This window comes from Salinimicrobium tongyeongense, from assembly GCF_026109735.1.
In the GTDB taxonomy this organism is placed as follows: Bacteria; Bacteroidota; Bacteroidia; order Flavobacteriales; family Flavobacteriaceae; genus Salinimicrobium; species Salinimicrobium tongyeongense.
On record NZ_CP069620.1, the window covers coordinates 2,739,107 to 2,750,908 of the forward strand.

At 42.9% G+C, this 11,802-nt stretch carries 15 protein-coding genes; 3 read left to right on the top strand and 12 right to left on the bottom strand.

Annotation, left to right across the window (positions count from 1 at the left end):
• Positions 1–16: 16 nt before the first annotated feature.
• The 4 genes from JRG66_RS12135 to JRG66_RS12150 all read right to left on the bottom strand — a co-directional run bounded on the left by JRG66_RS12135 (position 17) and on the right by JRG66_RS12150 (position 2,436).
• Positions 17–400: a DUF3037 domain-containing protein gene (locus tag JRG66_RS12135; RefSeq protein WP_265163031.1), complete on the bottom strand. Its 384-nt coding sequence runs from the start codon at positions 398–400 to the stop codon at positions 17–19.
• The gene (locus tag JRG66_RS12140; RefSeq protein WP_265163032.1) at positions 378–1,172 is read right to left on the bottom strand and encodes a HipA family kinase; all 795 of its coding nucleotides are present in this window, start codon (positions 1,170–1,172) and stop codon (positions 378–380) included. Before JRG66_RS12140 ends, JRG66_RS12135 begins: the two co-directional genes overlap by 23 nt.
• Positions 1,173–1,541: 369 nt before the next feature.
• Positions 1,542–1,985, bottom strand: a complete 444-nt coding sequence (locus JRG66_RS12145; RefSeq protein ID WP_265163033.1) for a hypothetical protein — start codon at positions 1,983–1,985, stop codon at positions 1,542–1,544.
• Positions 1,986–2,004: 19 nt separating this feature from the next.
• A complete protein-coding gene (locus tag JRG66_RS12150; RefSeq protein ID WP_265163034.1) occupies positions 2,005–2,436 on the bottom strand; it encodes a hypothetical protein in 432 nt (143 codons plus the stop codon).
• A gap of 181 nt (positions 2,437–2,617) precedes the next feature.
• Here JRG66_RS12150 and JRG66_RS12155 point away from each other — a divergent pair, with 181 nt between their 5' ends.
• Positions 2,618–2,875 (top strand): hypothetical protein, encoded by a 258-nt coding sequence (locus JRG66_RS12155; RefSeq protein ID WP_265163035.1) that lies wholly within the window; start codon positions 2,618–2,620, stop codon positions 2,873–2,875.
• Positions 2,876–2,947: 72 nt separating this feature from the next.
• On the opposite strand, the gene JRG66_RS12160 is transcribed toward JRG66_RS12155, so the two are convergent.
• The 7 genes from JRG66_RS12160 to JRG66_RS12190 form a co-directional block, all read right to left on the bottom strand.
• Complete coding sequence (locus JRG66_RS12160) at positions 2,948–4,321, bottom strand: MBL fold metallo-hydrolase RNA specificity domain-containing protein (RefSeq protein ID WP_265163036.1); 1,374 nt, start codon at positions 4,319–4,321, stop codon at positions 2,948–2,950.
• Entirely contained in the window at positions 4,318–5,157 is an 840-nt protein-coding gene (locus tag JRG66_RS12165; RefSeq protein ID WP_265163037.1) for a PDDEXK family nuclease, read from the bottom strand. The genes JRG66_RS12160 and JRG66_RS12165 overlap by 4 nt, the downstream gene beginning before the upstream one ends.
• A gap of 10 nt (positions 5,158–5,167) precedes the next feature.
• Positions 5,168–6,016 (bottom strand): universal stress protein, encoded by an 849-nt coding sequence (locus JRG66_RS12170; protein WP_265163038.1) that lies wholly within the window; start codon positions 6,014–6,016, stop codon positions 5,168–5,170.
• A gap of 1 nt (position 6,017) precedes the next feature.
• On the bottom strand, positions 6,018–6,863 hold the full coding sequence (locus JRG66_RS12175; RefSeq protein ID WP_265163039.1) for a universal stress protein: 846 nt from the start codon (positions 6,861–6,863) through the stop codon (positions 6,018–6,020).
• A gap of 19 nt (positions 6,864–6,882) precedes the next feature.
• Complete coding sequence (locus JRG66_RS12180; protein WP_265163040.1) at positions 6,883–7,731, bottom strand: universal stress protein; 849 nt, start codon at positions 7,729–7,731, stop codon at positions 6,883–6,885.
• 180 nt (positions 7,732–7,911) lie between these two features.
• Complete coding sequence (locus JRG66_RS12185) at positions 7,912–8,379, bottom strand: Hsp20/alpha crystallin family protein (protein WP_265163041.1); 468 nt, start codon at positions 8,377–8,379, stop codon at positions 7,912–7,914.
• A gap of 106 nt (positions 8,380–8,485) precedes the next feature.
• Positions 8,486–9,520 (bottom strand): response regulator, encoded by a 1,035-nt coding sequence (locus tag JRG66_RS12190; protein ID WP_265163042.1) that lies wholly within the window; start codon positions 9,518–9,520, stop codon positions 8,486–8,488.
• 211 nt (positions 9,521–9,731) lie between these two features.
• Between JRG66_RS12190 and JRG66_RS12195 the strand changes: the two genes are divergently transcribed.
• Positions 9,732–9,998: a zinc ribbon domain-containing protein gene (locus tag JRG66_RS12195; protein ID WP_265163043.1), complete on the top strand. Its 267-nt coding sequence runs from the start codon at positions 9,732–9,734 to the stop codon at positions 9,996–9,998.
• Positions 9,999–10,113: 115 nt separating this feature from the next.
• The gene (azu, locus tag JRG66_RS12200) at positions 10,114–10,671 is read left to right on the top strand and encodes an azurin (protein ID WP_265163044.1); all 558 of its coding nucleotides are present in this window, start codon (positions 10,114–10,116) and stop codon (positions 10,669–10,671) included.
• Between the two features lie 132 nt (positions 10,672–10,803).
• Here the strand turns inward: azu and JRG66_RS12205 are convergent, their stop codons facing one another.
• The gene (locus tag JRG66_RS12205; RefSeq protein WP_265163045.1) at positions 10,804–11,802 is read right to left on the bottom strand and encodes an MlaD family protein; all 999 of its coding nucleotides are present in this window, start codon (positions 11,800–11,802) and stop codon (positions 10,804–10,806) included.

Genomic DNA, 11,802 nt, shown 5'->3' on the forward strand with positions numbered 1-11,802 from the left:
TTATTTTTTATAAAAGTTAGAGCACAAGTTCAGAGAAGAGGCGCTGCAGCGTAAGGTCTAAATCGGTACACAGGCCCGGGTGTGGCCTTGAAGTCTGTATTACCGAACTGCGCACCGCGGTGAGCCATCTAAACCTGGAAGGAATATCCATTTGTGCAATGGGGCCGCCATTTTTCGCGCCTTCACATATGAGTTTGAACGATTGCAGGTTCTTTTCCAGCTGTTCCAGGTCGAGATCCTGGCACAGGCTGAGCAACTTTGCGCTGTCCAGCTTATACCTCACCTGCAGGTACTTCTCTTCTTTGCAAAAAACCACCACGCCCACATTGAGAAATTCTTCGCGTTCTACCCGTGGTACTACTCGCAAAGTGGCATATTCATATAAGTGCTTGTCTGGCATTTTCTGCTTCTTTTATAAATGTTTCTGAATTTTGAAGGCGAATCTCCAGAAATTTAATGTAGGCATCCCGCAGTTCTTCCGCAGTAAGCTCAGTGTCTCTCCATTCTAACCAGTCTTGTGGTAAACCTTCCACAATTTCCCTGATTTTTTCCCTGTTCAGCAGCAGTTTTATACTCCTGTCGGCTTCCCAAAGCCGGGTGGCCTGCGGAAGCAGGACGTGATCTTTAATTAAGCTGAAAGGGCTTAGCGCATGCTTCTCGAGATTGCTCCAGGAATGGTGAAAATAAAAAGAGGCGCCGTGATCAATAAGCCAGAGTTCCCGGTGCCAGATAAGCATATTGGTGTTCCTGAAGCTGCGGTCTACGTTGGTGATAAAGGCATCCAGCCATACGATTTTAGAAGCGGTGGCTTCATCTACGGTAGTAACGGCAGGGTCAAAATTTATGGCACCCGAAAGGAAGTGCAGCGCAAGGTTCAGGCCCTGGCTCCCCTGAAGCAGGTCCTGGATTTCTTCATCGCCTTCGGTACGGCCAAAGGCTTCATCGAGATTGGCGAAAACCAGCTCGGGAACCTTTAACCCAATGGCCCTGGCTATTTCCCCTCCCAAAAATTCGGAAATAAGGGCTTTCACTCCGTGGCCTGCGCCCCGAAACTTCAGGACGTATTTAAAATCGTCATCTGCCTCGGCCAGTGCAGGGAGGGAGCCGCCTTCCCGTAGCGGTGCGATGTAACGGCAAACAGTAACGGTACGTATATCTTTTATGTTTCCCATAGAAGCCTCAAAAATAGCTTTTCTGAAGCACATTTACAGCTCCTGGTCAAAGCTTCTGGCTAATTCCAAAAATATCTCCCAAATCTGGCCTTTTTGACACCTCAGCCTGAACTTGGGCATAAAATTGTTTTCTTCGGAAGGAAAATCCTTCAGCATATATCTTTTGCTGAAAATATTACTTCAGGATAAGACGATAAAAATAACTTTTAGGGAATCAAACTGGCTTATGTATTTTCAGCAGGGCCTTTTTCAACTTCCGAAGGGATCCTGAAGCAGCTGTGTCAACTTACCCTGCCTGTATTTAAAGGAAAGTCTACACCCGGTTTGTGGTGCAGACGTGTTTGCATTAAAAATTGTTTTTGAAAAAAGTTAGGCGAGAAGCCTTTTTTGTTTTTGCTGTTTTAGGGCCCTGCCCACGGTTTGAAAAATATCCCTTTTTAACCGCTTGTACTGGCGGGAATAATGGGTAACGTCGTTGAGAATTTCTTTGTGTTCTTGCCGGTATACGTGGCCCTCTCTTTGTTCGTTGGTGTTTTCAAGCAATTCCCGAAGTTTCTTGATGTGATCGGCAACGCGTTTTTCCAGAAGTTTCAGGTCTTTTCTGGAAAGGTCTAACTGCTCAATAAGCTCTTTTATGCGGGAAAAAAGCTGGGATTCGATAATGGGCAGGGTGTATTCTTTTAGCATATCTTCAAAAAACCGGTGTTCGTCTTTAATGAAGTTAAGTTCAGATTTCCACTGCAAGGAGGAGAAATGCATTTCATCGGGTGTTTTCCACTCAATGTACCTGTAGTTATGTGCCTTATTTTCCATGGCAAAAAGATTTAGACTGTTAATGCTCTTTACTGGTACGCCTTAGCAACCGGCCGGTGTAAGAATAAACTTCCAACTTAAATTTCCTGAATTTCCTGGCGAAATTCAGAACGCTTTCTTTGAGTTTTAAATGTTCTTCGTGGTAGAAGACTTCGCAACTTATATCTTCACACTCGAGTATTCCTTCAATATCATAACGATGGTTATGCACCCGGGTGGTGAGATCGAGGCATTCAAGTTTAAAATTTTGCAACTCATCATAGAACAACTGCAGCCGTTCGTAGAGGTTGAGTATATTTTTCTGAAAGATGTCTGCACTTAGATACAGGTTCAGGAAATTAATTTCCTCTTTAAAGAATGCGAGCCTTTCTTTCCACCTGCTGTTTTCCTTTAACAGGCGTGCTATCTCTTTTTCGTTGGCAGAAAAATTTCTGGAGGTGTTCCGGTTCATAATCTGCTGTATTTAAGTTATTAAGGTAAGCATAAAATCCCTTTGTCAAGATGACATATATCAGATTAAAAAAATATGCTGAAGAAATTACTGGCTCCCGGATTCAAGGAAAAAACACCTAAAATTTTAACTAAAATATTTTTTCATCGGGATGTTTTGAGTGTCAAAAAATAGTATACATTTGGCGCCTCAAACAATTAATAATTCATTTAAAATGAAAAAATCCTTTTTGACTTTTGCTGCTATCGCATTAGTATTCTCTTTTACTTCTTGTAAAGAAACAGCTACTGAAACCACTGAAGAAGGTGCAGTAGAAGTGATCGAAACTCCTGAGACCCAAGTTGAGGTTGAGGCTGTTGAGAGCGAAGAAATTGTTGATACTACCAGCACTGGCGGTGACGTAGTAGAAGACATTACAGATACTACTTCTGTAGAATAATTTGATTCTATAGAACCCGGCATTGAAGAATGTCTAATGAGAATCCGTGGCGAGAGCTGCGGATTTTTTCATTTAAACAGCCAGGCTTATGGTTTCCCCAAGATGCGGGATCTCTGCATGCCAGGCGTCCTGGTCTTTTATTTTTACGCGTAGTACATCTGCGGCTTTTTTCTCCCCGTGAACCAGGAATATCCTTATGGGGTCAGCTTGCAATTCACTCAGCCATTCCAGTAACCCGGCCTGGTCAGCATGGGCAGAGAGGCTGTTAATGGTCTTTATTTCTGCTTTCACCTGGTAGTATTTTCCGAAGATCTTTACATCGGGCACACCTTCCTGCAGTTGCCTGCCTTTGGTGCCTTCTGCCTGAAAGCCGACCAAAAGCACGGTGGTTTCAGGTTTTTCCAGGTAAAATCTTAAATAGGTGAGTACCCTTCCGCCTGTCACCATCCCGCTTCCGGCAATCACAACTTTGGGCTGAGGGTCTTCAATGGTCTTCCAGGTATCTTTATAACTGGTAATGATCCTGAAGAATTTCTTCATCTTCTTGAAATCTTCAGTATTTAATTTGTGCCACGACATATACCTGCTAAAGACCTTAAATACCTCATTGCCCATGGGACTGTCAATATATACAGGTATTCTCGGAATCTTATTTTTCTGGTAACCGCTGTAGATTTTATACATCAGGGTTTGCAGGCGCTCCACGGCAAAACCCGGAATAATAAGTGTTCCCCTCCTGCTGATGGTATTGTTGATGGCTGAGGCCAAGATACTGTCTGCGTCTTCCTGAGGGTGCAACCTGTCGCCATAGGTGCTTTCAAGGAATAGATAATCTGCATACTGGGGCTGTAATGGCGCTTCCAGAAGTAGATCGTCTTTTCTTCCTATATCTCCTGAAAAGACAAAGATCTTTCCGTTGAGGTTTAATTCAATGAAGGTAGCTCCCAGGATATGAGCATTTCGTCTAAACCTTAGCTTCACCTTTTCTGAAATATCTATCCATTCTTCTGTTCTTACAGATTTGAACAACCTGATGGTTTGTTCAACATCCTTCTCATCATAAAGAGGTAGGGCAGGTTGATGTACAGAGTAATGTTCTTCATTGGCACGCCGGGCGTCTTCCTCCTGTATCCTGGCACTGTCGGTTAGAATTATTTCAGCGATAGCGAGGGTAGGAGAGGTGCCTAAAATGTCATTTTTGAAACCTTCTTTCACGAGCTTTGGCAGGTAACCGGTATGATCTAAATGCCCGTGGGTGAGCAGGATAAGATCGATTTTTTCGGGAGGAAAGGGAAAAGCTTTCCAGTTGAATTCCCTCAACTCCTTAAGCCCCTGAAATAACCCGCAGTCAACCAGGATGTTCATCCAGGGAGTCTCCAGGAGGAATTTTGATCCTGTTACCGTGCCTGCAGCACCTAAAAAGTGGATATTGACTAAGTTTTTCATCGTTTATTGGCAGGAGCAATTAAATCCCGCATTTCCTTCAGGATCTTGTGTTTCCTGTTCTTACTTATTTCCAGCTGGTCTAAAAGAAAATCATCTTTTAATAATTGTCGGCACAACACGTTGTCCCTGCTAAGCAAAAACTGTTTTTCCCTGGCAGTTAACAAGGTGGACACGCTTATGGGGTACAAGCCCAATCTATCTATTCTTTCCTTTAAGCCTTGTCCTTTTGGGAAATCCCAGCCTAAGAGCTTTAACCCTACACACTGGCCGTATGTAACTGCATCTTTTGTGAATCTCGTGTTGGTTATGACCCATCCCTCATGGCGGACATCGTCTTTATTTTTACTCTTCAGCTGAAAGCTTTCAAGGTCAGTAAACCTGGAGTGGATATAAAGAGGGATCTTTACATCACATTTTTTGCCCTGTTCACTGTGAAATTTACATTCCATGAACATCTTCACACCTGCAGTTTCAGCAATAACATCAACTTCGTGGCTTACACAGGTTCCCTGGAGCGTCTGCCCCACTTTTACCTTAAAACCGCTATTTTCAAACAGTGCTCCAATAAATTTTTCAAAAGGAAAACCTGTGGGGCCAAGCTCGTAGATGGCCTTTTTTAGCTTATACCTTGAAGCGGTAAGCCCGTCCTGCTGGCGTAAAAGGTTGAAAGCGGTCTTGTAGATTTCTTTAGTCGAAATGTTGGGGTGGAGGTGTGCCTTCAGGTGGTGAAGAATATCTGAGATCACATGCTCCTGCGCGCCGGCCCGTCTAAGCGAGGAGGCTACTTTTGATTCCGAGAACTCGGAGCTCTCTCCTGAAGCTGTGACGATCTTCATATTTTGTTTTTTAAACCTTTCCCGGCTGATGTAGTACCAATACCGGAACCTTTGAAAAATGGGCCAGGTTCTTGTAGACCGGGTTTAGGAGCAGGTTTTCCAAAAAACTGTGTTTCTTGTTCACAAAAGCGATCATGCCACTACCGCGGCTTTCTGTAAAAGAATAGATCCCTAAGGGCACACTCAAATATTCCAGAAAGTGGAATGAGTGCTTTACATCTTCAAGATAATCTCCCAGCTGCTGCCGGTTTTGGTGCTGGGTTTTGTTGAGGCCGCCTTCTTCTGCGATATGTAATATTCGCAAGGCCGCTTTAAACTGCTTTACCAAAGAAATGAGGAAATCCAGATCATCGGGAGTAAGGCCTGTTTTAAAGCTGTTGGCCAGCACGATCTCATTGGGCACTTTAAAATCTACATTTGCAGGTACGCTTAGTACAGGGCAATTTTCAACTTCTTCAATAATGTTCAGGGAGTTGCTGCCATACATCACCTCTTTGTCTTGCGTATGCCCCTGGCTGCCTATCACAACCACATCGGTGTTTCTCTTCCGAAGTTCTTTTTTGATCGCATCGGGGATGAGAAGGTTGTGGAGGCATATTTGAAAGCTATGTGCGCTGCCTTTAATGCTTTCAAGGCCTGCCCTGGCTTTTTCCAGTTTTTTCTGAACCTCCTCCCGGGTACGAACTATCACCGCATTGCCGGGTTTGGCAGTTAAATGACTGTCTTCGTAATAATCAAACACCTTAAAGGCGTGCAGCAAAATAAAATGTGCTTTTTGATCCCTGTACATATCAACCGCATACCTACAGGCATTTTGTGCGTTAGCCGAAAAATCTGTGGGCAAGAGTACGGTTTTCATTTTACTTTCTTTTTTTTGAAGGAATTACCAAAAATGGCACTTTCACGTTAAAACCTATTTCGTTGACCACAGGTGTAAACAGCAAATTCTCGAAGAAAGAATGTTTGTTGTTCACCATGCACAGCATGTCTATTTCATTCTCTTCCTGAAAATCGTAAATGGCGCGGGTAACACTTTTGCCGGTAATGCTGTAAAAGTGATGGGCAATGTCTTTAAAGGCTGTTGATAAGGCTTTTTTCCTGCTGGCCTGGCTGGAGGAAAGATCTACACCAAAATAAACATGGAGAATATGGATGGTGGAGGAATGAACAGAAGCCAGGTCTTTCATGATTCCCAGCAGCCCGGGGATCTCCCCCTCATAATCTGTTGGAAAAAGTACCCCTTTTGGGGCCTTGTATTCATAATGTGAGGGAATGGCCAGTAAAGGGCAGCGGGCTTTTTTTATGGCGTGAACCGTATGCGTGCCAAAGAGAATTTCTTCGGCACCTGTAGCTCCTTTTGTACCCATTACAATAAGGTCTATTTCTTTTTCGGCAACTACTTCTTTCATCTCATCATTCAGCAGATTAAATGAAGAGATCTTTTCAAAATGATGATTTTCATTTTTAAAGTTCCGTTTAATTCGCCTTAGCACCCTGTCAAGCCCTTTTTTTGATTTGTCCTGGTAAATCTCCGTAAGTGTAGGGTGATTGGAGTTGTACACAAGGTATTCATTGTCATAAAGCACCGGGGTGTAGGTGTTGAGCAGGTAAAAAGTACATTCTTCACTGCTAAACAGCTGTACTGCATATTTGGCGGCATTATATGCATTTTCGGAAAAGTCGGTGGGCAGCAGGATTCTTTTCATGGGAACAGGTTTAAAATATTTATGAACGGCTAAAATTCTGAAGTACCAAAAATGGTATTTTTGGATGCAGTCCTATTTTATCTATTGTGGAACTGTAAAGTATATTTTCAAGGTAGCTGTGACGGGAATTGACCAGCACGAGTAGGTCAATGTGGAGTTCGTCTATCCATTTTTTGATGGCTTCGGTCTTTTCGAGTTCTTCTTCACGATGTTGTTGCACATTCACATCGTACAAATGTTCCAGTATTCCCTCTTTTACATCCTCCTGTCTCAGGGTAATTTCTGAAATTCTCGAAGCATACAACATGTGGATCTCTGAACAAAAAGAGCGGGCAATTCCACCCACCAGTTTCAATTCTCTGCGCTGGTAAGGCAGCAGGTAATTGGTAGGGAACAAAATTCTTTTTGGGTCTGAAAATTTGTAATTTTCGGGAATGCTCAATACCGGGCATTGCACATATTTTATGATCTGAAGGGTGTTGCTTCCAAAAGTGAGCTGCCTGTCATTGGTAAGCCCGCGGGTAGAAGTGATGATGAGGTCGGCGTTTTCTCTTTCCGCCAGGTCATTTACTTCATCTATTAACAACCCAAATGCCGAAACTGCATGAAATGTGTGTTTTGGGTTCGCGTATATTCCCCTTATGCGCTCCAGAATCCCTGTAAGTTTCCTGTCGCTTTTATCTTTAACGCTCTGTTTGTATTCCTCGAGAAGAGTGGGGGTAATCACTCCGTCAAAACTGTAAACTTCATCGGCATAGGCATGAAGCACATAAAATTCACTTCGCTCATACTTAAAGAGTTCTGCGGAATATTTCAGTGCGTTAAAGGCATTTTCTGAAAAATCTGTGGGAACAATAATCTTTCTCATGGTTTGGCATTTTTATTAAAGTTAGAGAAAGTTTCAGTATAAAAGTATGACAGCGATCATGCAGGAGAAGAGACTGCCCGTAATGCAGCGGGTGAATTTCAAATGTTCATTCTCATTTTACTTCCCGCCTGCTACTTTAAGAAAATCGTTTTGAATCGCAGGGCAGTCTCTTCTTTAAGGTCAGGAAACTTTAATGGTTTTTGGTTTCTTAGCTTCCATGCCTTCTTTCTTATGTAATTTTAGTTTTAGGACCCCGTCTTCATATTGGGCTGAAACATCTTTGTCTTCATCAATAGATTCTGGGATACTTACAGATCGTGAGAAGGAGTTATAACTGAATTCCCTGGTCACAAAACCTTCTTTTTCCTCTTCTTTTTTATCTTCTCTTTCGGCAGAAATAGTGAGAAGTCCGTTGTCAAGAGTGATGTTGAAATCCTCTTTTTTGAGGCCGGGTGCGGCCAGCTCAACTTCAAATACTTTCTCTTTTTCCTTAATGTTCATAGCAGGGCTAACTTCGCTGTCTCCGTTTGAATTCAGGAAATTTTTCATAAATCCGCGGCGGTCAAAGAAGTCTGAAAAGAAAGGATCGCTCATAAAGGCATTACTCAACACCGGAGTCCTGCGCTTTTTGGTTGTTACTAATGACATAACCTTAGAATTTAATGTTAGTAATTTTTATTTCTAATTTACCTCACATTATAGCCTAAGAGAATGACAAATGTCATGTTGCAAAAAGAAAGTCGTGCGAAAAATCCTAATGTATTTCTCTTAATTTTTCCAATTCCAGGATCTTTATATCGCGGCCAATAATATCAATTACCCCGTCTTTCTTCAGGCAGGAAAGGCTTCTAATGAAACTTTCCGTAGAAATTCCGGCAACGCTTGCCATATCACTTCGGGAAACCTTCAAGACAGGTGTATTGTTCCCGGAAATTTTTTCAGCAAATTCCAGGAGCGTACTGGCTGTTTTTTTAAGGACCGAGCCATAGGCCATTTCGAGCAGGTGAGTTCTAAGTACATCGAGGCTGTGGGTAATTTCTTCAGCAAACTCCAGCATTAAATCCCGGTTTTGCTCCAGCATTTGTACAAACTCGTCATGAGAAAGCCGGTACAAAATGCTTTTTTCCAAAGCCAGGGCACTTTCGGGGTAGTGGGTGGAGTTTTTATAGCTATAGAAGCCCAAAAAATCCCCTTTTTGAGGGATGGCTGTAATGAGTTCTTTCCCGTACTCATCAAGCCTAAAGGTTTTAACAAGCCCGTGTTCAAGAAGGTAGACACTGCAGGCCATACGGTTTTCCATAAAGATCTCTTCATTCTTGTCGGCTTCAAGCTGTTCGCCATAGGTGCGCACATATTCCTTAAATTCTTCGAGGTGCAGCTGGTTCTTGCGGCCTGGGCTCTTTTCTCCCTGCAGCTGTGCACGTTTGGCCAAACGCTTTTCAATGGTCAAAATGAGGTCTTCTTCGCTAAAGGGTTTGGTGATATAATCATCGGCTCCCAGGTTCATTCCCCGGCGCACATCGGCCGGATTTGACTTTGCTGAAAGAAAGATGAACGGGATATTTCTGGTGTGGCGATTTTGTTGAAGTGCAGTGTAGACCTCGTACCCGTCGAGTTCGGGCATCATGATATCTGAAATAATAATGTCAGGTAATTCCTTGTATGCCTTTTTTAGTCCGGTTTTGCCTTCATGGGCAAGGAAAGTCCGGTAACCGGAAAGTTCGAGTAATTCCCGGGTGTTTTCTGCGAGAACAAGATCATCTTCAATAAGGAGGACTGAGTTCTCCATGAGCTTGATATTTAAACTGATATATTCAGAAGTTATAAAAAAACAACTCTCATTATCAGCGAATTAAAATTGTGAAATAAAGATACGGCAGAAAACCATATTTAGGAAATATTTAAGACCTGAAAGCCTTTTTTTTTGTGCTGGCTTTTTATCTTTAGATCAGTCCTTTCTGCAACGCGGGTTAGGGTGCTGAAAATTAACAAGGTGTGTTATGGAGTCATATATCTGTCAAAGCTGCGGGCTCCCCTTTTCCAGGAAAATGAGGGGCACCAATAAAGACCTTAGCAGGAACAGTGACTACTGTTCCACCTGTTTTCAGGATGGAAAATTTACAGACCATCATCTCACCATACAGGACATGGAAAAAAAACTGCTGGACATGGCACGGCATCACGACGGCCTCACTATTGAAGAAGCCCAGCAAACCATCAAAATGCTGCCCGATTTAAAGCGCTGGAAGATGACGCATATCCTTTAAAAACGTAAAGAGCTTTATACTTTCCTTAACTTCAGATTTTAAGAAAACCTGCTATAATTCTTTACCTTTGAGTGAAGTTCAAAAAACTAAAGAACTATAATTTAAAACCAAAAACATGAAAAACTTAAGCAGATTTTTTGCAGTTTTTTTAGCTGCAGTTCTAATGAGCTGTGGAAATGAAAAGAAAGAACAGGAGACTGTCACCATTGGGGAAGAAGGTAGCCTTAAGACAGTTGAAACCACAGAAGATACAGCCACCAATACTGGCCAGAATGGGGAAGCCATACAGCGGCAGGACGGGGTAGTTCAGGTGAACCTTACCGGGAACGACTTAATGCAGTACAACCTTAACGAGATTAGGGTAAAGGCTGGGGAAAAGGTGCGTCTTACCCTTACCCACGTTGGCGAATTGCCCGAAAATGCCATGGGCCACAATTTTGTGCTGCTTAAACAGGGCACAGATGTGGTAGATTTTGCCCAAAAGGCAGCAACCGCCACAGCTAACGAATACATTCCTGAAGGTACAGATGCGGTGATCGCCAAAACTGAAATGATAGGCGGCGGCGAGGAAACCACCATTGAATTTACGGTTTCTGAGGCAGGAACTTATGATTTTATCTGTAGCTTTCCCGGGCATTACGTTCAAATGCGCGGAAAATTTATCGTAGAATAGGAAGTAAGTCAGATTCTAATCAGTCAAAAGGTAAAGGCTGTCCTGAAAGCTTCGTTATCCTGAATATTTCGGCCAAACCTGAATTATCCAGGTTAAAAATGACGAAAAATGAGCTTTTAAGACAGCCTTTTTCTATTCCTCTTTGCTTGTTCCTTCTTCGGCCTTCAACCTCGCCTGTCTTTTAAAGTAGCCTCTAAAGAGAATATTGTGCTGCAAGGCTTTCATGTTCTCGTCAAACTTTTTGGTAGCTTCTTCTATGTTTTGCAGCGTGGCATCCAGTTTTTCTACGGCACCGGGATCGTTTAATAAATAATCCAGGCTGCCTTCACCATTTTTGAGATCGTAAGAAACCTGTTGCAGGTTTGATGTCATCACACCAATTTCAAGGGCAGATACTTCAAGATTGGAAATTATACCTTCAATTTGCCTTGCTGCCGTGGTATCGCTAAGCAAAACCCCGGCAACACTTTTTTCAAAGTTGATCTGGGCAGTCATTTTATTGAGGTTGTTAACCATGCCTGTAATTTCGCCGGTGGCCTGTCGCAGGTCTTTAATGCTCTCCTTGAAATTTACCGCCATGTCTTCATCTTTGATCAAAGCCCCCAGGGTGCCTTCTCCTTTATTGATGCTGTTAGTGATCTTCAGTAAATCTGCAGTGAGCAGGGCCGCGTTCTCATTGGTGGTATTAAGGGTGGTGAGCATATCGGCGGTGGCAATCTTACTAATAGATTTAATGGTATCTCCAGAGGTCACTGGGGCGGGTGCCAAACCAGCTTTTTCTCCCGGCAGTAGGTTGACGATCATGCTGCCTACCAGCCCGTCAGAACTTATTGTGGCCAGGGAATTCTTCTGAATTAAATCCATAGTTCGCTGGTCAATCCTCATGGTTACTGCAATACTGGTGTCGTTCACTATACTAATGCTTTGCACCGTCCCCACATTAACCCCTGCAAACCGCACATTATTGCCGCGTTGCAGCCCGTTAACGTCTTTAAATACTGAAACTATCAGGCTGTTGTCTCCAAACAGGTTTTGCCGGTTTCCTATAAAATAGACCGCAGTAACGAAAATTACAATTCCCACGATCACGAAGATTCCTAATTTCAGATTTTGTGAATTTGAATTTTTCAT